This is a genomic window from Vibrio crassostreae, assembly GCF_041439375.1.
Classification (GTDB): Bacteria; Pseudomonadota; Gammaproteobacteria; order Enterobacterales; family Vibrionaceae; genus Vibrio; species Vibrio crassostreae_D.
Genome location: NZ_JBGONY010000035.1, coordinates 34595 through 57361 on the forward strand (window position 1 = coordinate 34595; position 22767 = coordinate 57361).

Genomic DNA, 22767 nt, shown 5'->3' on the forward strand with positions numbered 1-22767 from the left:
GTCGACGTGTATTAAGTCAATACAGCTAATTAGTAGATCTAGGAAACTCCTCTGATGACGGAAAAAAAGAAGCGCGGATTATTATCGTGGCTTGGTTTTGGTGAAGAAGAACAAAGCCCAAAAACTCAGAATGAAGCGAACGTAGAAAGCGTTGAAGATCAAACTGAAGTTGAATCACAAGTTGAGGCTGAACAGGTCGCGCCTGAAGCTGAAGTCGCTAAGCCAACGGCATCTGAGCAAGCGCTTGAAGAAGCTCAACAAGAACAGCAACCTGTCGCAGCAGAAGCAGAAGCAGAAGCAGAAGCAGAAGCAGAACAGGAAGAAGTGGTTGTTCCTCAAGCTAAGGTTGAAGAAGTACAAGAGAAGCCAACAGAAAGCTTCTTTGCTCGCCTTAAGCGCAGCCTAAGCCGCACTAAAGCAAACATCGGCGCCGGTTTCTTCGGTCTGTTCAAAGGCAAGCAAATCGATGAAGATCTGTTTGAAGAGCTAGAAGAGCAACTTCTGATCGCTGATGTGGGTATGAATACCACGGTTAAGATCATTGAAAACCTGACAGAAAAAGCATCTCGCAATGACCTAAAAGACGGTGAAGCGCTTTATGGTCTGCTCAAAGAAGAGATGGCAGACATCTTAAGCCAAGTAGAACAGCCACTGGTTGTTGATACCACTAAAACACCTTACGTTATCTTAATGGTTGGTGTGAACGGTGTAGGTAAGACAACTACGATCGGTAAACTGGCAAAACAATTCCAAAATGAAGGCAAGAAAGTGATGCTAGCGGCGGGTGATACCTTCCGTGCTGCAGCCGTTGAACAGCTTCAGGTTTGGGGTCAGCGTAATGATGTGCCGGTTATCGCTCAGCACACAGGTGCGGATAGTGCGTCTGTTATCTACGATGCGATTGAAGCAGCGAAAGCACGTGGCGTTGATGTTGTGATTGCCGATACAGCGGGTCGTTTGCAGAACAAGAGCAACTTGATGGAAGAGCTGCGTAAGATTGTTCGTGTAATGAAGAAGATTGATGACTCTGCACCACACGAAATCATGCTAACGCTCGATGCCGGTACGGGTCAGAATGCTATCAGCCAAGCGAAACTATTCAGTGAAGTGGCTCCAGTAACCGGTATTACACTGACTAAGTTAGATGGTACGGCGAAAGGTGGCGTAATTTTCTCAATTGCTGACCAGTTCCAGATTCCAATCCGCTACATTGGTGTGGGTGAAGGTATTGATGACCTGCGCCCATTTGAATCTAAAGACTTCATTGAAGCACTATTTAGCCGCGAAGAGTAACGCGAGTAGCAAAGTGGTTTATCCTTAATCTGCTACCGTTTTTAAATTTGATATTAGTGATCGTAAGAGGAATTTTCGGTGATCAAATTTCAGCAAGTGAGTAAAGCCTACCGAGGTGGAAGACAAGCGCTCCAAAAAGTGGACTTTCACCTGAAACGTGGAGAGATGGCTTTTTTGGGTGGGCACTCTGGGGCTGGTAAAAGTACCTTGCTGAAGTTGATCTGCGCGATAGAGCGTCCAACCGATGGACGTGTCTGGTTCAACGATCACGATATCACTCGTATCCCAGCCAAAGACATCCCTTTCTTACGCCGTAATATTGGGATTGTTTTTCAAGACCATCGCCTGCTGATGGACCGTTCGATTTTCGATAACGTCGCTCTGCCTATGCGTATTGAATCTATTTCTGAAAACGAAATAAAACGCCGAGTCAGTGCTGCGTTGGATAAGACAGGCCTATTAGATAAAGCCCGTTGTTTGCCAAGCCAGCTTTCTGGTGGTGAACAGCAACGTGTGGGCATTGCTCGGGCTGTGGTGAACCGTCCAACCCTACTGCTTGCGGATGAGCCGACGGGTAACCTAGACCCTGAATTATCTAACCGTGTGTTGCGATTATTTGAAGAGTTCAACCGCGCAGGTGTGACGATCATCCTAGCGACGCACGATATCGGGTTAGTGAACACTCGCCCTCAGTACCGCCATCTTGAATTAAACCAAGGATTTTTGAGTGAGGTTGAAGACTATGGCCGCGAATAAGCGCATCAAAAAACCTCAATCTAATCGAGCAGCAAACCGCACCTCAAGCGACGGCTTCTTTGTTGTTCACTGGAAACAAGCCAAGTCATCGTTCTCGCAAATGTGGCAGCGCCCGTTAGGCAACTTGCTGACCCTTGCGGTGATCTCTATGGCGTTGGCGATGCCAGCTTGTTTGTACCTGTTGGGTAAAAATGTGGGTGAAGTAGCGCAAGATGTCACTAGCCCGTCACAAATAAGTGCTTATGTAGAGGATGGTATTCCTGAGCCACGAGTAATGGTGCTTAAGGATGAAATCGAAAGTTGGGATCAAGTTGAGCTGGTGGAGTACATATCTCCGCAGCAAGGGCTTGCAGACCTCAGCCAGTATTCTGGTTTTGAAGACGCCCTAACTATCCTAGATGATTATTCACTGCCAGGTGTGCTGGTGATTACACCAAGCGTACACAGCGATACCTTAATTAAAGAACTGGCAGGCACAGTTAAACAACAAGAATTAGTAACCGATGTTCGTCTAGACGAAGATTGGTTAGCTCGATTAGATGCGATCAAAGCACTCGCGGCTGTCATCGTGATTACCTTAACGGTATTGATGTTGGGCGCGGTATTTCTGATTATCGGCAATACACTACGATTTAATGTGTTGGCGCATAAAGAAGAGATTCAAACCATGAAGCTGATTGGTGCGACCGACAGCTACATTCTTCGACCATACCTTTATGCTGGGATGTGGTTTGGCGTATTAGGTTCGATTAGCGCTTGGGTAATGACGGCATTAATTACCGTATTACTGAACAGTGCAGTGGATGACTTGGCTCAGTTGTATGACAGCCACTTCCGCTTAATTGGCCTGAGCTGGGATGAATCTTTACTGCTTTTGATCGTCGGAACTCTGCTTGGTAGTGTGGCTGCGAAGCTTTCTGCACAGCGTCACCTAAAAGAAATTGAACCAGTTTAGGTGAATAGAGTCATATTTAGACGAAAAATAGGCACTTCTTAACCAGTTTTTGCCTTGTATAGACGAATTGATTATGCATAATTACTTCCCCCTCCTTGAAACCTGTTCATTTTAGGTTCAAGATTGTCGGGTTTTAATAGATGTATTACTCCAGATCAGAGATTGATGAGGAACCGAATGGCAAACCAAGCGTATCAAATGGCTTTAGTCACACAAGATAGTTTAGATAGCTATATCCGCTCAGCGAACAGCTACCCAATGCTGACACCTGAAGAGGAACGTGGACTTGCAGAGCGATTACATTACAAAGGTGAGATCGATGCTGCGAAAGGCTTGATCCTTTCCCACCTACGATTCGTGGTGCACGTCGCAAGAGGCTACTCTGGCTACGGGCTGCCAATGGCTGATCTCGTCCAAGAAGGTAACATCGGCTTGATGAAGGCTGTTAAGCGCTTCAATCCAGAAGTTGGTGTTCGATTGGTTTCTTTCGCAGTTCACTGGATCAAAGCTGAAATCCATGAATACGTTCTGCGTAACTGGCGCATCGTTAAAATTGCGACAACTAAGGCACAGCGTAAACTGTTCTTTAATCTTCGTAAGTCTAAAAAGCGTTTAGGTTGGTTTAATAACGGTGAAGTTGAGACAGTTGCTCGTGAACTGGGCGTTGAGCCTTCTGAAGTTCGTGAAATGGAATCTCGCTTAGCGGCACAAGACGCGACGTTTGAAGCGCCTATGGACGATGACGACGGCGGTTCTGCTTACACAGCTCCAGTTTACTACCTAGAAGACAAAGCATCAGACGTTGCTGAAACGGTAGAAGCGGCTAACTGGGAGTCACACACCAATAATCGCCTAGGACTCGCACTAGCAAGCTTAGACGAGCGTAGCCAACACATTGTTCGCTCACGTTGGTTAGACGACAACAAAGCAACCCTGCAAGACTTAGCGGATACCTACAGCATTTCTGCAGAGCGTGTTCGCCAGTTAGAAAAGAATGCGATGAAGAAATTGAAGCAAGCTGTTGGCGATTTCTAATAGCATCTAGTTTCTATTAGCTTCAGAGCTAGCAAATAACTGAATTTTGAAAAGGCCGAGATCGAGAGATCTCGGCCTTTTTATTTTGGATCGATTTCTCAACTTTTGCGATCGAAATTTGCAAAATGATTTTGTGGATAACTCTGTGAGAAGTTTATTCGTCAGCTGTCTAAAAGCAGGGTGTAGTAAGGCTTTGACGGGGTTTTTCGAGTGGGGATATTTTTCAGTTAACCCACAGTTAGATCAGGATCCTTACTACATGTTGTGGATCTATTTTTAAAAAGGCACTTTATTCACGCAATTCACAGATTTATCCACAAATGGTGTAAAAGTGATCGCTGGTGGATAACCTCATTAAGTGGATGTGAATGTTAGCCTTGGGATAGGTTACAATGGCAGCAAAGTAAATCAGTATAAAAGAGAAAGTCATGGACCAGTTTAAACATATCGATGTTAAAGGCGCTCAAGCCCTCATTGAACAAGGCAACGCTCGACTTGTCGATATACGTGACCCGCAGTCTTTTGCGGTTGCTCACTCACAAACAGCTTACCACCTGACTAACGATACAATGGTGTCGTTCATGGATGAGGTTGAGTTCGAACAACCTATCTTGGTGATGTGCTACCACGGTATTAGTAGCCAAGGTGCAGCACAATATTTAGTGAACCAAGGCTTTGACGAGGTATATAGTGTAGACGGCGGTTTCGAAGCTTGGCACCGTGCTGAACTTCCTGTGATTGCTGGTTAATTACCTTTATCGCTTCAAGCATCTCTCATAGTATGAATAGGAAGTAACAATGATTAGATTGATGGTGTTAGACAACCCACGTCTTGCTCAAGCATTTATTGATTATATGGCGTCTCGTCAGATCCCTATTCAGATGTCTCCTGAGGGGGAAGGGCGTTTTGCGCTTTGGCTTATTGATGGTCAATTTCAAGTTGAAACCGAAGCTGAGCTCAATCGCTTCTTGTCGGAACCCAATCATAAGCGCTATCAAGCGGCGTCTTGGGACATGGCAGAGACCAGGAAGAGCAACTTTCATTATCATACACCAAGCTTCATGGGCATGATAAAAGCCAAAGCAGGCCCTGTGACACTCAGTATCATGCTGGTATGTGTGGTGATTTTTGCTCTGCAGCAGATAGGTTTCGGGCAGGCGATTTTTAACGCCTTACATTTCCCTGCGGTTGATGGGCAGCAATGGCAATTATGGCGCTGGCTCAGTCATGCTGTTTTGCATTTCTCGGTTATGCACATCGCATTCAACATCTTGTGGTGGTGGCAACTGGGCGGAGATATTGAGAAAAAGTTAGGTGGTCTTAAGTTACTTCAGATCTTTGCCGTATCTTCAGCGATTTCTGGTGCCGGACAATACTGGGTCGAAGGGGCGAACTTCGGTGGTTTATCTGGAGTAGTGTATGCCTTGGTTGGTTACTTATGGGTTGTCGGAGCAAAGGCGCCGCAACTCGGTTTAGGTATCCCAAGACAGATCGTTGGCTTTATGTTGGTGTGGTTAGTTCTTGGATACATGCAGCCATTTATGGCCATCGCTAATACCGCTCACTTGGCAGGTTTAGTCGCAGGTGTGATTATCGGCTTTATAGATTCAATGAAAGCGCCGAAATCGGCAACAAGCTAGCGCGTTAGTTACCGAGAATCGATAGATACAAAAAAGCGGCCAGATGAGCCGCTTTTTTATTAGGATTCGTTTTTACATCATTACTGATAAAGGTATTTGGTAAACAGTAAGTCAGCAATCAGGGTTTTGCCCGTCTCAGGCAGAAGAATCTTGTTGAGGTGTTCAACCAAAGTCTTTCTCAAATCTTCACGACCAGACAGAGACTTAATCGTTTCTTCGTTTTGTTTACCAAGTAATTCAATCACGGCATCGCGGATTAATGGTTGGTGATGCTCAATGGCAGCTAGGTCATTGCTGTTCGCAACCATAATATCGAGGCGAACCTGAATGTAGCCCAGTTTTTTACCTTTAGTGTAAAAATTGGTGGTCAGGTCTGGCTCTAGCGTGAAGTAGGCTAGTTTGGGTGCCAATTCCTCTTCAGCGAAACTTGATGCTGAAAAGAGTAGGGTAATCGCAAGAATTATTTGGGCTACATAACGTTTGTGCATATTTGTGACTTTTCTTTAGTTTATTCGCGATATTCGAAACGCATTAGTCTTGTTACAATGAGCGGTCTAAATCTAAATACGTTTACAATTCGAAGAGCGCTTTAATTTTGTTCGAAAGTTGAAGCTTTATTGTACGTGTAAAGTCACCTATTGAATACTAGTATGAATCAGCCAATATCGCTGTATCTTAATTCGTTAATGAATGTAGATTGGCAAAGTACAGAAACATTTGATTTTCCTAATGAAACCACCAAAGAGTGGCTTATGGAGCAAGGTTCTCTTTCCCGCAAGTTGGGTAAGAGCTGTCAGCACCTGTCTGTTGAGTTGCTTCATAATCAAGTTGTAGAACGCTCAAGGCTACAACAAGACGAGGAACATCTTTTATCATCGTTTGATTGCTTACTGCGTAAAGTAATTTTAAAGGGTGATGATGAACCGTGGGTGTTAGGTCGAACCTTGATTCCCCGAGTCACATTAGAAGATCATCAGCACTCTGACCTTTCTCAACAAGGTAATGTCCCGCTTGGATTGACCGTTTTCAGTGCTGAGAACGTGGAGCGAGATGCGCTGCAAGTCGGTTGGGTTATCGCGGGCGATGAGCAATTACTCGCACGTCGTTCTCGATTATGGATGAACCATAAACCGATGCTTGTGGCTGAACTGTTTTTACCAACATCACCCATTTACTCTAAGGAGAGTGTGTAAATGCTTGCCACCAAAGCGAAGGCGTATTGGCAATTAACGCGAATGAATCGCCCGATTGGTACCCTGTTACTTCTTTGGCCGACCTTGTGGTCACTGATTATCGCCGCACAAGGTATGCCTGATTTTGATGTCTTGGTTGTTTTCGTACTCGGTGTGGTGTTGATGCGTTCGGCTGGCTGTGTGATCAATGACTTTGCTGACCGTAAAGTAGATGGTCATGTTAAACGTACCAAGCAGCGTCCATTACCTTCAGGTTTGGTTTCCAGTAAGGAAGCGATTCTGCTCTTTTTAGTGCTAGCCGTGGTTTCCTTCTTGCTGGTACTGACCATGAATCCACTGACCATTAAGCTCTCATTTATTGGTGTTGGTCTGGCGTTCATTTACCCTTTCATGAAGCGTTTTACGCATCTTCCACAGTTGTTTCTCGGCTTAGCGTTTAGTTGGGCGATACCAATGGCTTGGGCGGCACAAACCAATGAACTGCCAAGCATTGTGTGGTTTATATTCGTGATTAACGCGTTGTGGACGATTGCTTACGACACGCAATATGCGATGGTTGATCGAGATGACGACCTGAAGATTGGTATTAAATCGACGGCGATTTTATTTGGTCGCTTCGATAAACTGATTGTTGGCTCTTTGCAACTCGTCACCCTAGCGATGCTGATTGCGTTAGGCATGTATTACCAACTAGGTGATACCTTCTATTGGGCATTGTTGGTAGCAGGAAGTTTGTTTGTGTATCAACAACACCTGATGCGCCACCGTGATCGAGACCTTTGTTTCCAAGCATTTCTCAACAATAATTATGTTGGAATGGCAGTGACTGTAGGCTTATTCATTACCTTCTGGTAAGCATCAGCTTTTCGAGTTAACGAACGCTAAAGAAAAAGGCACCCAGTGGGTGCCTTTTTTGATCGTGTTTCGCTTTGCTATGAAAGCGACGCCAAACGGATTGTTACTCTGCTTGGTGGATACTCTCTTGAATCGTCAAACGTACTTCTGGGTAAAGCATTGAGTAGAGAAGCTTAGCGAATTGCTGAGTCTTTTCTAAATCACAGTTACCATCGTTATCCAGATATTGCTGCTGTTTCAGAGTTGCAAACATCGATGCAAACACGCCTTTATCGAAGAACTCTGGTGCATTGATGCCTTGTAGACGACCAAGTCGCTGTGCAATGTCTTGGCTCTTCTGCTCAAGGTCTGATTTATCCAAATCAGGATTCTCAGCCAATAGGTTCAGAGCAATTGAATAACGTTGTAGTGTCTCTGAAATCGTACGACCTAGTAGCATCAGTGCTTGGCTGTTTGACTGGTTGATGGTGACTTCGTTATCAGAAACTACAAGCATGCCTTGGCCGACTAGTTCTTCAATGATCTTTGAAACCACATCTTCAAGCTGATCTTCGTCGTAGCTTAGGAACAACTCTTTCTTCAAGAAAGGGTAAATTGCTGCAACATTCTTTTGAATCGCATCAATCGTTAAGCCGTGCTGACGAATAGTCATCTGAGCAATTAATGATGGCAGAGCAAACAAGTGAATGATGTTATTACGGTAGTAGGTCATCAGAATTGACTGGTGACGGTCTAGTGAAATAATGTCGCCCATTGAGTCTGATTCAATCAAGAACTTGTTCAGTGACTCAGCATGTTTTACCAAATCTTCAGCGCTGTCTTTTGGCACAGTGAACGTTGCAGAATATGGAACGTTCTTAAGCAGAGACAGGTAGCAATTGATCTGAGAAACTAAAGAATCACGAGACAATGCGCGCTGTCTTGAAGCCAATAGTGCCGTTGCACAAAGGGTCAGGGCATTGGTCGCTGCCGCATCGTTAATGTGCGTCATCATTTTGGTCGCCAAGTCATTAACCACCGGGTTCATCCATTGTGGTTTGCTGGTTCCCATAGGGTCGATGTCTTTCGTCCACTCTGGTGAGTGCTCATTCAGGTATTGGTTCAGCTGAATCGGCTCACCGAAGTTGACGTAGCCTTTACCAAAGTTACGCAGCTTACGAATGGTACGAATCACTAGGCTCGCGTTTTCTTTCTCTTTACGCTTGCCACGAAGTTCTTTCGCATAAGTCGCCACTTCCATCACGTGCTCGTAGCCGATGTACACAGGAACCAAAGTCACTGGACGGTTCATGCCGCGCAGCATTGCTTGAATTGTCATGGCTAGCATGCCCGTTTTCGCTTGCAGTAAACGACCTGTACGAGAACGGCCACCTTCACTGAAGTACTCTACTGAGTAACCTTTAGCGAACAATTCCGCTAGGTATTCACGGAAAATGGTCGAGTAAAGCTTATTGCCTTTGAAGCTACGGCGAATAAAGAACGCACCACCATGACGGAAAATCGGACCGGCAGGGAAGAAGTTCAGGTTGATACCCGCAGCGATATGCGGAGGCACCATGCCTTCGTGGTAAAGCACATAAGAAAGCAACAAGTAATCCATGTGGCTACGGTGACAAGGTACATAAACGATCTCGTGGCCATCTTGAGCCAGTTTACGAACCGTTGAAGCGTTGCTGATATGCAGGCCTTGGTATAGCTTATTCCACAGCCAGCCAAGAATCTTCTCACCACGCTTGATCAGCGAGTAAGAGAAGTTCGCCGCAATCTCGTCCATGATATCTTGAGCTTCTTTGCTCGCTTTCTCGATCGAGATGTTCTTTGCTTGCGCTTCGTCTTCAATCGCTTTCTTGATCGCTTCTGATTTTAGTAGGCGATCGAACAGAGCCTGGCGGCTTGGCAGGTTAGGGCCTGAGGCAGCAAGTTTCTGGCGAGAAAAGTGAATTCGTGCCACGCGCGCCAGTTTGTGAGCGATGGTGCTGTCGGTGCCGTGTGAATTGGCCATATAGCGTAGAGAAACCACTGGGCTAAAACGAACCAGACAGTCGCGGCCTGCTAGCAATACTGCTTTTGATTTCTCTAAGCCGTTCATTGCCTGTAGGTAAGGCTTCTGATTATTCTCTTTACCAGGTTTGCGTCCCCACAGCACAGTGGCAGGGATGACTTGAACATCGAGTTCAGAGTCGTCAGCGTGTAGTGAAAGCAATTCAGAGAAAACTTCAATTGAAGAGCTTGGTACATAATCATCGTCTTGCAGTAGAGTTTTGCGAGAAGAGATAAAAACGTAGCGTTGCAGTGATTTGCCGTTGATTTCAAGCATGCTCAACGGATCAGGTAGGCCTAATTCAAGTGCATGTTTTTGCAATGTAAGAATGTCTACACTTGAGCGAAACGGTAAGGCGTATACAATCGGTTTGCTCAAATCAATGTTCAAATCCTCGACAGGGTTTGAAGGAATTGATGTGCCCTTTACCAATACGGATAAAGGTAGCTTCATTAATGAACGTGAAAAAGATTGTCCAGAAGACATATAGGTTCACTGCCTCAATAGTTATTTCAATGTGCTGAAGCGTATCTCTATTTCTATGCTAAAAAGGATAAATCCTATGAGTGAAATAGGGATAAGCCTAGGCGTAAATTTAATCGATGCAAGAATACCAGAAACTGGTCTAACCTTTTAATGGAAATAGTCATATTGCCGTTAAGTTTGTGGAAAATCATTCATCGACTGATTGAGTATAGGGTTAAAAATGACCAAAAAATCAAACACCGGATTCAAACGCATCATCAAAGCAGCAGGCTTTTCATGGCAAGGCATTACCAGTTCGTTTAAAAACGAGGCTGCATTTCGACAAGAAGTGTTCATGGCAGCCGTGCTTATTCCGTTGGCATTTTACTTAGATGTAAGCCAAGTAGAGCGAATCCTGATGATCTCAGTAGTCGTGTTGGTGATGGTTGTCGAGCTAATCAATACCGCGATTGAGGCGGTTGTCGACCGAATCGGCAGTGAACACCATGAGCTTTCCGGGATGGCGAAAGATGTCGGTTCGGCTGCGGTTTTCATCTGTTTGGCACTAGCCGGTTATGTATGGCTAGATATCTTGTTTTTGTAATTTGCTAAAAATGAACTAAAAACAACCAATTGCTTTGCTTTTGTTCAGTTACTGGATATACTCACAGTCAACTGTATAAAAAGACAGGTGAATCATGAAGCCGTTAACGCCCCGCCAGCAACAAGTCTTTGACCTTATCAAAGGTAAGATCGAAGATTCCGGTATGCCACCGACACGTGCAGAAATCGCACGTGAACTAGGCTTCCGTTCTGCTAATGCTGCAGAAGAACATTTGAAAGCTCTTGCTCGTAAAGAAGCGATTGAGATTATCCCGGGTGCGTCTCGCGGTATTCGTATTTTGCTCGAAGATGCTGCAAACGAAGAGCAAGGTTTACCATTAATCGGTCAGGTTGCCGCTGGTGAGCCTATCTTGGCTCAAGAGCATGTAGAGATGCATTACCAAGTTGACCCAGGCATGTTTAAGCCACAAGCTGACTTCTTACTTCGTGTAAATGGCGAAAGTATGAAAGACATCGGTATTATGGATGGTGATCTACTGGCTGTTCATAAAACACAAGATGTACGCGATGGTCAGGTTGTCGTGGCTCGTGTCGATGATGATGTAACGGTAAAACGCCTAGAACGTAAAGGTTCAACGGTTCTGTTACACGCTGAAAATGAAGAGTTTTCTCCAATCCATGTCGATCTAGAATCTCAACACTTGTCTATTGAAGGACTTGCGGTTGGTATTATTCGTAACACCGACTGGATGTAATAAGTACAAACTGTTTATTGATATTTATTCTCAATAACTTGTTATTGTAATTGATATTCATTATCATCTTCTTTGTCGAGATACAAGGAAGATGATGATGCCAAACCCAACCAAACCTCAAATGAAGCCGCTTACTCGTAAGCCGCGCTCCTCTGTGCAAAAGGCTTCTTCTGTTCAAGGGGCTGCACATCAAGAATTCCAAGTTCCAACCAACCTCGTTCAACACCTTTGGTTTCGTAGTCGTGAAAGCCTAGCTGATGATGGTCTCGTTTATGACCCTATCGCAGCACAAGCCTGCAAGCGTTGCCAACTCGCACCTGAATGTCTTACTGGCGAGCTCGATCAGCAACAACTTCTCTACGCAACACTGACTCAACTTTGTGACTCTCAAGTTCAACAATTTCTGTCTCACAACCCAGATGCCTGGATCATCAATGTTGGGGCAGGGCTCGACACCCGTTTCTACCGTTTGGATAATGGACGCTGCCATTGGGTTGAGCTGGATGTGACGGAAAACCTAGTGTGGCGCCAACGCCTGTTCCACAAAAATGAACGCTATCGTTTGGAGTGTGGCTCTGTTGATGAACTAACTTGGTTGGATGAACTTAACATTCCAGAACAAGCCTCAGTGATGGTGGTGTGTGAACATGCTTTGCTGGATTGCAATGAACAACAGACCGCGCACTTTATTCAGTCTCTCAGTCGTTATTTTACTCATGCACACGCGTGTTTAGTGTTAGCTGGAGATAAAAGCTCTAGTGCTCTTGGGCAAAAGCTTGGTTCAGGAAAGTATGCTCACGGGTTATCTTCACCAATAGACAGTGTTCTCAATTGGTTGCCATGGGCTCAATGGGTTAAGTCATTTTCACCATTAGAACAGCAATGTAATCGTTGGAAGTTGTGGCAGCGACTTCTTTGTAAAATCTCTCAGGTCAAAAAGCGCTTAACGCCGCAGTTAGTACTCGTTAAGTGGTAATCTTAGCGATTCTGCATTTCGAGTAACTGAGTACACAATCGGTATAAGTAAAATTCCACAACATAGTGAAAGCCCACCCACTAGGTTAAACTATCGCCTCTAAACTAAGAGGTGATCGTGAAGCTATTTAACCCCCAAATTATTTTTCAAACGCTATCCAATCAGGCGATGCACAAAAAAGTGCTGTTGCTCGCGATCCCGATGGTTCTCTCTAATATTACTGTTCCACTGCTGGGCTTAGTCGATGCGGCGGTTATCGGCCACTTAGAGCATTCTTGGTATTTAGGTGGTGTGGCGCTGGGCGGCACAATGATCAGCGTGACCTTTTGGTTGCTTGGTTTTCTGCGTATGTCGACAACAGGGCTAGCCGCACAATCTTATGGTGCGAATGATGGTAAGCAACTTGGCCTAGTTTTTGTGCAAGGCGTGACCATGGCTTTAGGGTTTGCAGGTGCCTTTTTGCTTTTACACAGTCTAGTCGCCGATTTAGTTTTCTCATTGAGCAGCGCCAGTGATCAAGTTAAGCACTATGGTCAGCAATACTTCTCAATCCGAGCTTGGAGTGCGCCTGCTGCGCTGACTAATTTTGTGATTCTAGGTTGGCTGCTCGGGACTCAAAATGCCAAAGCGCCAATGTGGATGGTGATAATCACCAATGTCACTAATATCGTTTTGGATATCGTTTTTGTTATCGGTTTAGGGTGGCAAGTGGAAGGTGCAGCATTGGCATCTGTAATGGCTGATTATGCTGGTCTAACATTTGGCCTGATTTGTGTTTACCGAATCTGGGCGAAGAAACAGTTGCCATCGCCATGGGATCTGCTTAAGAAAACCAGCCAAGGTTTGAGTCGTTTCGTGAAACTGAATCGCGATATCTTTCTTCGTTCATTGTGCCTACAAGCGACTTTCACTTTCATGACCTTCCAAGGTGCAAGCTTTGGCGATGATGTTGTTGCGGCCAATGCAGTGTTAATGAGTTTTTTGATGATCATCTCTTATGGGATGGATGGTTTTGCCTATGCAATGGAAGCCATGGTCGGTAAGGCGATAGGTGCGAAAGACCAAGATGAACTGAACCAGTCATTGATTGGTACTTTCTTCTGGAGCTTCAATATTTGTTTGGTACTGACCATAGTATTCGCAATTGCTGGCTCGAGCTTAATTAATATGATCACTACAATCCCAGACGTGAAGAGCCAAGCCGAGGTGTATTTACCGTGGTTAATCGCAATGCCATTGGTGTCTATGTGGTGCTTCTTGTTGGATGGTATTTTTGTTGGGGCCACTAAAGGCAAGGATATGCGCAATAGTATGTTTGTTGCGACCTGCAGTTTCTTCGCGATTTTCTACTTAGCATCAGGTTTAGAGAACCATGCACTGTGGCTAGCGATGCTGAGCTTTATGGCAATGCGCGGGGTTGGCTTGGGTGTGTTGTTTGTTTCTCAGTGGAAGAAGGGTGAGTTTCTCGCTTAGCTCTTGGGACTCTGTTTATGGAAGGGTAAATGAGGTTGTACAGGTAAAGAGGTATTTAGAACATCATGATCTAATTGCTACTAATGCCCTATTATTCAATGCCTTAAATAAAAACAGCAAGCGCGCGGCTTGCTGTTTATGTATTTGGCCTATGGGTGGTCAAATACTCCTATCGGTTCTTTATCTAGAACAAACGGTTAAGACCGTTGAGTGCTGCAACACGATAAGCTTCTGCCATGGTTGGGTAGTTAAAGGTCGTATTCACAAAGTACTCGATGGTATTTGCTTCACCTTTTTGTTCCATAATCGCTTGTCCGATATGAATGATTTCAGCTGCACGCTCACCAAACACGTGGATACCTAAAATCTCTTTGGTTTCGCGATGGAACAGAATCTTCAAGCTACCAATATCTTTCCCCGCAATTTGAGCGCGAGCTAGGTGCTTGAATGAAGAACGTCCTACTTCATACGGTACTTTTGCAGCGGTAAGTTCTTGTTCTGTTTTACCTACAGAGCTGATCTCAGGGATGGTGTAGATACCTGTTGGAATGTCTTCAATTAGGTGACCTTCTGCTTCGCCTTTGACAATTGCTTGGGCAACAAATCGACCTTGGTCATAAGCCGCGCTTGCTAGGCTAGGGTAGCCTATGACATCACCTACCGCGTAAACGTGATCAACGCTAGTTTGGTAGTTGGTATTCACTGATACCTGACCTCGAGAGTCCGCTTCTAAGCCAACAGCACTAAGGTTAAGTTTGTCGGTATTACCCGTTCGGCCATTGGCATAGAGAAGGCAGTCAGCACGCATCTTTTTACCTGACTCTAGGTGGATGATCACGCCATCATCAGTCCCTTCAATTTTCTCAAAGGTTTCATCGTTGCGAATCACGACACCGCTGTTCCAGAAGTGGTAAGAAAGTGCATCTGAGGTTTCATTGTCTAGGAATGACAACAAGCGGTCACGAGTATTGATAAGATCGGTTTTTACACCCAAACCGCGGAAAATCGACGCATATTCACAACCAATAACGCCAGCACCATAGATAATGATGTGTTGCGGGTCGTGTTTAAGAGAAAGAATCGAGTCGCTGTCGTAGATACGTTCATGCAGGAAGTCGACGTTATCTGGTTGGTAAGGGCGAGAGCCTGTCGCGATAACAAATTTGTCTGCACTGTAATGTTCTTCAGTGCCATCGCTTTGCATTACCGAGACAGTGTTGGTGTCGATAAAACGTGCAGTACCAAATACCAGCGTGCACTGGTTGCGGTCGTAGAAGCCTTGGCGTAATCGAGTCTGTTTATCGATAACTGATTTAGCATGACCCAAAATGTTGGAAAACGTAGAGTGAATGCTTTTGTTGTTCTGACAAAACAGCGGATTACTGTTGAATTCGATAATACGACTTACGGCATGGCGCAGTGCTTTTGAAGGTATTGTTCCCCAGTGAGTACAACCACCACCAACGCTGCTCTCTTTCTCAATGATTGCAACGTTCAACCCGGCTTTGGTTAATCCCATCGCTGCCCCTTCTCCTCCGGGGCCACTACCAATTACGATTACATCAAAGTGGTTGGAGTGCGGCATAGATATCTTCCTTGTTATATTTGATTAACATTGCTTTAGCGAGATTTTAACTGATTCTGTTCTTGGGTACATGAAAAGGGCATCAGAGAGTCGGTGGGATCACGCAGTGTTATCGAAAAAATAATATTTGGTCTGTCGTATGTCTCCAAATGACAGTGTGGATATTGAAATTTTTTCTGCGAACGTATTTACTTCGGTACGTGAACAAAGAGGTATGTTTAGTGTCTTATATAACCAGAGTGCCTTATATAAATAAGTGATTCGCGTTATATTAAACAGAGTATTAGACACGCCTGTTTAGGCTGTAAAAGAAGAAATTGATAAAGTATGAAACCAATGGGCATTCGCGCACAGCAAAAAGAAAAAACTCGTCGCAGCTTAATCGATGCAGCATTTAGCCAGCTCAGTGCCGATCGTAGTTTTTCCAATCTAAGCTTGAGAGAAGTCGCTCGTGAGGCTGGAATAGCACCGACTTCCTTTTATCGTCACTTCAAAGACATGGATGAGCTTGGCTTAACCATGGTTGATGAAGGTGGCTTACTGTTGCGCCAGTTAATGCGTCAAGCTAGGCAACGCATAGTAAAAGAAGGCAGTGTGATTCGCACATCGGTTGAAACCTTTATGGAATTCATTGAAAGCAGCCCTAACGTATTCAGACTGTTATTGCGAGAGCGCTCAGGAACTTCATTTGAGTTTCGTGCAGCGGTAGCTCGTGAGATACAGCACTTCTCTGCTGAGTTAACCGAATATTTGATAACGACTGGCATGACAAGGGACGAAGCTTTCACTCAAGCTGAAGCCTCGGTCATCTTAGTCTTCAACTCAGGGGCAGAAGCATTAGATTTAGATCGACGTCAGCGAGATGAATTGGCTGAACGCTTGATCATGCAATTGCGAATGATGGCCAAAGGAGCTTTTTGGTATCGTAAAGAACGTGAACGTAACCGATTAAAAGGCGGGATTGAATAATGTCGAATGAAAATAATACTGTAAACCGTGGTTCTGAAAGAAAGACACTCGTACTTGCTGTTGTAGCCGGTGTATGTGGTGATGCATTGTTATCTTGGGTAACAATGAGCGAAGTGGGCTTCTCTATTTTCCCGCTTATCGCTTTAGTTTTGGCAGTACAAGCGCTTTACCAAGAATACCTAACTAATCCAGTATCTGAAGATATCCCACTAGTAGGTCTAGCTTGTTTCTTCGTGGGTGCATTTGGCCACTCGGCTTTTGTGAAAGCACAACACCCTGATGCAGGTTCAAACTTCTTCGCGATTATTGTCGCGATGCTGCTTTTAGCCTGGGTAGGTAAGAAGCTAGGCTTTATCGGTAAAACCGCTTAAACCAATCTATAAATAAAAAAACGAGCCAATTGGCTCGTTTTTTTGTATTTGCTGTTTGTCTTAGGCCGAGAAAGCGAGACTTATGCTTTGCGCTCTAAGAATACACCCGCTTCCATGTGGTGGGTGTAAGGGAACTGGTCAAACAGAGCAAAACGAGTGATATTGTGTGTTTCGCTTAGGAGCTCTAGGTTCTCTTTCAACGTTTCAGGGTTACAAGAGATGTACATGATACGCTCGTAGCCTTGAACCATCTTACAAGTATCTACATCCATACCTGAACGCGGTGGATCAACAAAGATAGTGTTGCAGTTGTAGCTTTTAAGATCGATGTTCGCTTGCTGTAGACGACGGAATTCACGCTTGCCTTCCATTGCTACGGTAAAATCTTCTGCAGACATACGGATGATCTGAACATTTTCAATGTTGTTCGCCGCGATGTTGTATTGCGCAGATTCCACTGACGGCTTCGCCAGTTCTGTTGCCAGTACACGCTCGAAGTTTTGTGCCAGCGCTAATGAGAAGTTACCGTTACCACAGTAAAGCTCAAGCAAGTCGCCTTTGCTGTCTTGAGTACAGTCGACAGCCCATTCCAACATTTTCTCTGCTACTTTTCCGTTTGGTTGAGTAAAGCTGTTCTCTACTTGTTGGTAGATGTAGCTATCACCATTCACGTCTAGCTTTTCAATAACGTAGTCACGGTCCAGTATGATTTTCATCTTACGCGCACGACCAATTAGGTTTAGGTTAAAACCTTCATCGTTTAATTGCTGCTTAAGTACTTTAGCATCTTGAATCCACTGTTCACCTAATTGACGGTGGTAAAGTAGTGACACCAAAATCTCGCCGCTTAATGTAGAAAGGAAATCTACTTGGAATAGTTTGTGGCGTAGAGAGTAGTTGTCCTTCATTGCATCCGTTAATAGAGGCATCAAGTCATTGATTAGACGGCTAGCAGCAGGGAACTGGTCTACGCGATATTTTTCTTTAGTCTCTTGGTTGAACATGACGTAATACATATCGTCACCTTCATGCCACACGCGGAACTCAGCACGCATGCGGTAGTGTTGTTCTGGAGATTCGTACACTTCCAGCTCAGGCACATTATATTCTGAGAACATTTCAGTAAGACGCTCTGTCTTTTCTGCCAGTTGTTCTTGGTAGCGTTGCGGGTTTACATCTAAATTCGCCATTGTTATGCCTTTTGCTGTCGTGCTTTTAAATCAAGAGCGCAGATTTTATTCAATCACAGGCGCTTGTCCAGTGTTGAGAGTCATTCAGTGTAAATAGGCCATGAAAACTATAGCTTATAACTATCTTAGACTAGACAAATGATTCAGAGGTCAATACTATCTTCGGCAAGCTGGTGTCATTTAGATGTATAGATGGCTGAAGAGGGAATCTGGTGTAAATCCAGAACTGACGCGCAGCGGTAAAAGAGAACGAGTATTCATAAGACACTGCAAATAGCTTTTTGTGGGAAGTCGAGTATTAGGTAACCATAAAGGTTGTGCTCTTGAGTCCGAATACCTGCCAGCGGCCAAACCATAAGATGTGGTTTGGTAGGACTTTACGCGATTTAGGATCACAACATGAACAAATCCCTTTTAGCGGTTGCTGTAGCATCGCTGCTTTCACCTATCTCCAATTTACACGCCCAACAAGCATCTACCGACGAAACCATGGTGGTTACGGCTAACCGTTTTGAGCAAAGCACTGAAAGTGTTGTCGCTCAAGTTGAGGTTGTGACACGTCAAGATATAGCTCGTATTCAAGCTAAGTCACTAACTGATGTATTCAAACGATTAACGGGTATTCAAGTTACACAGAATGGTGGTAGAGGCCAGCAAGCTTCGATCTTTGTTCGAGGTGCTAACTCTGATCAGGTTCTTGTGTTAATTGACGGCATTCGTTTTGCTCGCGCTGCAAAAGGTGGTGTCGATTTCAGCCAGCTGCCAATCACATTTGTTGAACGAGTCGAGTATGTACGAGGCGCTCGTGCTGCTATGTATGGTTCAGAGGCTATTGGTGGTGTGATTAATATCATTACAGTTGCCAGTTCTGACAATGAAGAAACGGTAGTGAGTGCGGGATTAGGCAGCCGTGATTATGAAGAGTTAAGTTTTGTTAGCGGTACTAAAGTTGGCGAAAATGGTCACTTAAACGTATCTGTTGGTTACGATTCGGATGAGGGTTACAACGTTCACCCAATCTCGGGAATAAATGATGGTGACCGCCATGGTTTCGAATCGCGCAACGCACTAATTGGTTATGTTCATAACTTTGATCAGCAATGGAGTGGCTTTGCTAACTTCCGAATGTTCGAGACTATCTCTCAATATGATGGTTCGTATGTTGATTATATTACGGGAGCACCTGTCCACTCTTACAAAGAGGCAGAAGTTCAGAATTCTACCTTTGCTGCTGGGGTTAAATATAGTGGCAGTGAACTTAAGTCTGATTTCCTAGTTAACTATCAGAATCAAGATAACTGGAACTACGAACAGTCCTTAGGTAAAAACTCGGTGTCAGCAACATCTGATGAACTCGAACAGCTAAATGTTCAATGGGTGAATTCATACAAACTGACTTCGGCACTGACTCTTAGTGGCGGTGTAGATTGGCGTGATGAGGCTTATATTGTGAAGCCTTCGAATACTGAATACGATAGAACGAATATTGCATACTTCGCAGCATTAAACGCAGATGCGGATAAAGTGTTTGGTGAGCTTAGCCTTCGTGTTGATGATAATGAACAGTTTGGTACTGAGACTACTTACAATACCGGGTTAGGCTACCGTTATGCTGAGTGGCTTTTCGTAAAAGCGGCTTATGGCACATCATTCAAGGCACCTAACTTATATCAACTTTATAGCTACTACGGTAATGCACAGTTAGAAGCTGAAAAGGCAGATTCATTTGAGCTGACTTTTGGTGGCTTAATCAAAGATGTTGATTGGTCGATTACTGGCTATGATACGAATGTCGAAGACTTAATTGATTACAACTACGCGACAAGCAAGTACTACAATACCGGTGGCGAAAGCCAACTGCGTGGTGTGGAAGTGGTCGTTGGATTTGATACTAGCTTTATTAATCACCAAGTGAGCGCTAACTTCCAAGACCCAGAAGATCAATCTGGTGAGCAATTGATACGCCGAGCTAAGAAGATTTACAAGTATAATGCAGTGGCTAGTTTCGATGAGGTTGATGTTTCGCTAGGTTACCAATATGTCGGTGAGAGACCGGATTTCTCTGAAGATCTTGCAGCGTATAGTTTGTTTGATGTTTCAGTGAACTACTATGCGAATGAAAACCTAACTTTAAATGGTCGAGTGGATAATTTAACTGACGAAGAGTATGAGACTGCTGGTGGGTACCCATCACCAGAGCGTACATATCACATGAATGCTACTTACCAATTCTAATTAACACCTAAACCGCCTTCGGGCGGTTTTTTCTTATTGGGTATATCAATGAAAAAGAAAGTCGTCATAAGTTGGTCATCAGGCAAAGACTCTACATTAATCCTAGAACGTCTACTTGAAAGCACTGAGTATGAAGTTGTTGCTCTCTATACTACGTATGTGGGAAATGAGGTTCCTTTCCAAGTAACGCCAATCGAGGTTGTCGGAATGCAGGCAACATTGATTGGTTTGCCATTAATAACGATTGAGCTGCCGGAAGTCTTTCCAAGTAATGAGATCTATCAAAGTACTATTGTTACGGCACTTAAAGGATCTGGTTTATTTATCGATGCCGTGGCATTCGGCGATATGTTTTGCAATGGTATTGCTGATTACCGAAGAAGTTATATAGAACCTGCGGGTTGGGAGTGTGTTTTTCCTCTACTGGGACAGAGTAGCCAAGCGCTGGCTCAAGAAATAATAGATAGAGGAATCGAAACCTTTCTCGTCACAGTTGATATCGATGCATTAGACATGAGCTATTGCGGGAAAGAATACACACCTGAACTAATAGACAGTCTGCCAAGTCACGTCGACCCATGTGGTGAAGGTGGTGAGTTTCATACCTTAGTAACGTCAGCGCCATGCTTTAAAGGAAAACTTAAGATAGAGCTAGAAAATGCAGAGCAGGGTGAGCGCTTTGTGCATCAACGCTACCGAGCTTGCATTATGTAGAGTGATGATTGGCGAAAACTAAGTGAAGGGGTATCATTGCTGTGGAACTTATTACAGGTAATGGTTGTGTCGGAAAGCATACAAAAAAACATATTGGTCTTTGATTCTGGAGTTGGCGGTCTGTCTGTATATAAAGAGATAAGCCAGTTACTACCCAATCACAACTATATCTATGTATTCGATAACGAAGCTTACCCATATGGTGAGCTCGATCAGCAAGTTCTCATTCAGCGAGTCCAAAGTATCGTGGCCAGTTTTGTGGTGAGTCACGATATTGATATTGTAGTGATAGCTTGTAATACGGCCAGTACGATAGTCTTGCCTACACTTCGCGCTAATAATCTTATCCCTATTGTCGGTGTTGTCCCGGCAATCAAACCAGCTTCATTATTGGCTAATAAAGCCGTTGGCCTTATTGCAACTCCAGCGACGATTACTCGTGAATACACACACGATCTAATCAAAAATTTTTCGAGTAATAAAAGAGTGGAGCTATTAGGTTCCACTCGGCTGGTGGATATGGCCGAAGATAAACTTAGAGGCGAGGAGATTAGCCTTGAAGAGTTGCAGCAAATTCTTCAACCGATGATCAACATGATTGATGTGGCAGTTTTAGGATGTACCCACTTCCCACTGATCAAATCAGAGATTCAACAAGTATTAGGTGAAAGCGTAGTGCTGATAGATTCTGGTAAAGCGATAGCTAAGCGGGTTCAAGATTTGTTGAGCTTGGAAAGCATTAATAAAGAAGGTGGAGTGCGTGAGGTTTTTTGTAGTGCACTCCCTAAAAAAGAAAGTGCACTAAATAGTATGTTAAAGCAGTTAGGATTTAGCTCAGTTCAGATTCGTCCGCTTCAGGATGTTTAGGATCATTTGCAACACGTACTTTTAAAGTTCGTTGCATGTAATCTTTATCGTTAAGTGCAGATATTGCATGATTCACATCATTACTTGCCATAACAACAAATCCAAAGCCTCTTCTTTTACCAGTACGTTTGTCTTTCATTAAACGTACTGCAAATACTTCACCATGCTCTGAGAATAATTCACGTACATGTGATTCGTTCGCTTTGTATGGAAGGTTACCCACATAAAGTGTTTTTGTTGAAGCCTTAGGTTCTGAATCTGATTTTGAGTCGGTGCTTGAAAAGTTAACAACAAAAGCGGAAGCCAAGACACCAAGGATAAAGGTAATTGCAGGCGATATATCTACCTGAGAGAAAACAATGCCGCCTAATACAGCCAGTGCGACAATTAACAACATCGATTTTTTTGAGTTCATATCGGAATACTACATATTAATAAACGAAATAGACGCATCTACCATTAACAAAATAGACACATGAATCTTACGTTCATGGCTTCCATTTTTCCAATGTATTGCTGTGATACGTCTCAAATGTTTAGTTTTTATTCGAAAAATGCGGATCTGGTGGCTTTTTAGGCGAACAAAACTTTTATTTCAAAAAGCCCTTGTGCTCCCCTTCAATCTCTCTATAATGCCGCCTCACCGACACGGAGTGAGACGAAAGTCACACAGCGAAATCGGTAGAGAAAAAGAGTTTGAAAATAACCCTTGACTCTCAAAGTGGTGCAGGTATAGTACGCACCCCTAGCGACTGAGATGTGAATCACAAAACGCTAGCGCTCTTTAACAATTTAAACCTATCAATCTGTGTGGGCACTCGTTGATGAATATCA

General features: G+C 44.1%; 22 protein-coding genes and 1 riboswitch. Of the genes, 17 read left to right on the plus strand and 5 right to left on the minus strand.

Features of this window, described 5'->3' with window-relative positions; genetic code table 11:
- The first annotated feature begins 54 nt into the window (after positions 1 to 54).
- From ftsY to glpG, 6 genes are all read left to right on the plus strand, one after another.
- Positions 55 to 1293, plus strand: coding sequence for a signal recognition particle-docking protein FtsY (ftsY, locus tag ACED45_RS14970; protein ID WP_123953385.1), 1239 nt, complete (start codon positions 55 to 57; stop codon positions 1291 to 1293).
- Positions 1294 to 1371: 78 nt separating this feature from the next.
- Positions 1372 to 2049, plus strand: a complete 678-nt coding sequence (ftsE, locus tag ACED45_RS14975; RefSeq protein ID WP_004736585.1) for a cell division ATP-binding protein FtsE — start codon at positions 1372 to 1374, stop codon at positions 2047 to 2049.
- Complete coding sequence (gene ftsX, locus ACED45_RS14980; RefSeq protein ID WP_371714364.1) at positions 2036 to 3004, plus strand: permease-like cell division protein FtsX; 969 nt, start codon at positions 2036 to 2038, stop codon at positions 3002 to 3004. Before ftsE ends, ftsX begins: the two co-directional genes overlap by 14 nt.
- Before the next feature lie 177 nt (positions 3005 to 3181).
- On the plus strand, positions 3182 to 4039 hold the full coding sequence (gene rpoH / locus ACED45_RS14985) for an RNA polymerase sigma factor RpoH (protein WP_017055518.1): 858 nt from the start codon (positions 3182 to 3184) through the stop codon (positions 4037 to 4039).
- 428 nt (positions 4040 to 4467) lie between these two features.
- Positions 4468 to 4788 (plus strand): thiosulfate sulfurtransferase GlpE, encoded by a 321-nt coding sequence (gene glpE, locus ACED45_RS14990; RefSeq protein ID WP_371714365.1) that lies wholly within the window; start codon positions 4468 to 4470, stop codon positions 4786 to 4788.
- 49 nt (positions 4789 to 4837) lie between these two features.
- Positions 4838 to 5680 carry a rhomboid family intramembrane serine protease GlpG gene (glpG, locus tag ACED45_RS14995; RefSeq protein WP_102432596.1) on the plus strand — a complete coding sequence of 281 codons (843 nt, stop codon included), beginning with the start codon at positions 4838 to 4840 and terminating at the stop codon, positions 5678 to 5680.
- Between the two features lie 80 nt (positions 5681 to 5760).
- Here the strand turns inward: glpG and ACED45_RS15000 are convergent, their stop codons facing one another.
- Entirely contained in the window at positions 5761 to 6168 is a 408-nt protein-coding gene (locus ACED45_RS15000; RefSeq protein ID WP_048662879.1) for a flagellar basal body-associated protein FliL, read from the minus strand.
- A gap of 162 nt (positions 6169 to 6330) precedes the next feature.
- On the opposite strand from ACED45_RS15000, the gene ACED45_RS15005 reads away from it, so the two are divergent.
- Both ACED45_RS15005 and ubiA read left to right on the plus strand, forming a co-directional pair.
- Positions 6331 to 6873, plus strand: a complete 543-nt coding sequence (locus tag ACED45_RS15005) for a chorismate lyase (protein ID WP_165886754.1) — start codon at positions 6331 to 6333, stop codon at positions 6871 to 6873.
- Entirely contained in the window at positions 6874 to 7728 is an 855-nt protein-coding gene (gene ubiA, locus ACED45_RS15010) for a 4-hydroxybenzoate octaprenyltransferase (protein ID WP_048662881.1), read from the plus strand.
- Between the two features lie 103 nt (positions 7729 to 7831).
- Here the strand turns inward: ubiA and plsB are convergent, their stop codons facing one another.
- On the minus strand, positions 7832 to 10255 hold the full coding sequence (plsB, locus tag ACED45_RS15015) for a glycerol-3-phosphate 1-O-acyltransferase PlsB (protein WP_146489777.1): 2424 nt from the start codon (positions 10253 to 10255) through the stop codon (positions 7832 to 7834).
- A 220-nt stretch (positions 10256 to 10475) separates the two neighbouring features.
- Between plsB and ACED45_RS15020 the strand changes: the two genes are divergently transcribed.
- The 4 genes from ACED45_RS15020 (at position 10476) to dinF (ending at position 14002) form a co-directional block, all read left to right on the plus strand.
- A complete protein-coding gene (locus ACED45_RS15020; protein WP_029405300.1) occupies positions 10476 to 10838 on the plus strand; it encodes a diacylglycerol kinase in 363 nt (120 codons plus the stop codon).
- Positions 10839 to 10932: 94 nt separating this feature from the next.
- Complete coding sequence (gene lexA, locus ACED45_RS15025; RefSeq protein ID WP_019820514.1) at positions 10933 to 11553, plus strand: transcriptional repressor LexA; 621 nt, start codon at positions 10933 to 10935, stop codon at positions 11551 to 11553.
- 97 nt (positions 11554 to 11650) lie between these two features.
- On the plus strand, positions 11651 to 12529 hold the full coding sequence (locus tag ACED45_RS15030) for a class I SAM-dependent methyltransferase (protein WP_146489776.1): 879 nt from the start codon (positions 11651 to 11653) through the stop codon (positions 12527 to 12529).
- Between the two features lie 117 nt (positions 12530 to 12646).
- Entirely contained in the window at positions 12647 to 14002 is a 1356-nt protein-coding gene (dinF, locus tag ACED45_RS15035) for an MATE family efflux transporter DinF (protein ID WP_186727998.1), read from the plus strand.
- Between the two features lie 184 nt (positions 14003 to 14186).
- Here dinF and sthA read toward each other — a convergent pair whose 3' ends face one another.
- Positions 14187 to 15587, minus strand: a complete 1401-nt coding sequence (sthA, locus tag ACED45_RS15040) for a Si-specific NAD(P)(+) transhydrogenase (protein ID WP_019820517.1) — start codon at positions 15585 to 15587, stop codon at positions 14187 to 14189.
- Positions 15588 to 15914: 327 nt separating this feature from the next.
- On the opposite strand from sthA, the gene fabR reads away from it, so the two are divergent.
- Together fabR and ACED45_RS15050 are read left to right on the plus strand one after the other, a co-directional pair.
- Entirely contained in the window at positions 15915 to 16556 is a 642-nt protein-coding gene (fabR, locus tag ACED45_RS15045) for an HTH-type transcriptional repressor FabR (protein WP_010438693.1), read from the plus strand.
- Entirely contained in the window at positions 16556 to 16927 is a 372-nt protein-coding gene (locus ACED45_RS15050; RefSeq protein ID WP_004736696.1) for a YijD family membrane protein, read from the plus strand. Before fabR ends, ACED45_RS15050 begins: the two co-directional genes overlap by 1 nt.
- An 80-nt stretch (positions 16928 to 17007) precedes the next feature.
- Here the strand turns inward: ACED45_RS15050 and trmA are convergent, their stop codons facing one another.
- Complete coding sequence (trmA, locus tag ACED45_RS15055) at positions 17008 to 18117, minus strand: tRNA (uridine(54)-C5)-methyltransferase TrmA (RefSeq protein WP_371714366.1); 1110 nt, start codon at positions 18115 to 18117, stop codon at positions 17008 to 17010.
- A gap of 154 nt (positions 18118 to 18271) precedes the next feature.
- Positions 18272 to 18476: riboswitch (cobalamin riboswitch) on the plus strand.
- Positions 18477 to 18516: 40 nt separating this feature from the next.
- Here trmA and btuB point away from each other — a divergent pair.
- Genes btuB through murI form a run of 3 tightly spaced genes read left to right on the plus strand, consistent with a single transcriptional unit; the run spans position 18517 to position 21933 of the window.
- Positions 18517 to 20352, plus strand: coding sequence for a TonB-dependent vitamin B12 receptor (gene btuB, locus ACED45_RS15060; protein WP_371714367.1), 1836 nt, complete (start codon positions 18517 to 18519; stop codon positions 20350 to 20352).
- A gap of 48 nt (positions 20353 to 20400) precedes the next feature.
- Entirely contained in the window at positions 20401 to 21066 is a 666-nt protein-coding gene (locus tag ACED45_RS15065) for an ATPase (protein ID WP_371714368.1), read from the plus strand.
- A gap of 60 nt (positions 21067 to 21126) precedes the next feature.
- Positions 21127 to 21933 (plus strand): glutamate racemase, encoded by an 807-nt coding sequence (gene murI / locus ACED45_RS15070; protein WP_102478826.1) that lies wholly within the window; start codon positions 21127 to 21129, stop codon positions 21931 to 21933.
- On the opposite strand, the gene ACED45_RS15075 is transcribed toward murI, so the two are convergent.
- Positions 21896 to 22348 carry an RNA recognition motif domain-containing protein gene (locus ACED45_RS15075; protein WP_017061054.1) on the minus strand — a complete coding sequence of 151 codons (453 nt, stop codon included), beginning with the start codon at positions 22346 to 22348 and terminating at the stop codon, positions 21896 to 21898. The genes murI and ACED45_RS15075 overlap by 38 nt on opposite strands.
- Between the last annotated feature and the right edge of the window lie 419 nt (positions 22349 to 22767).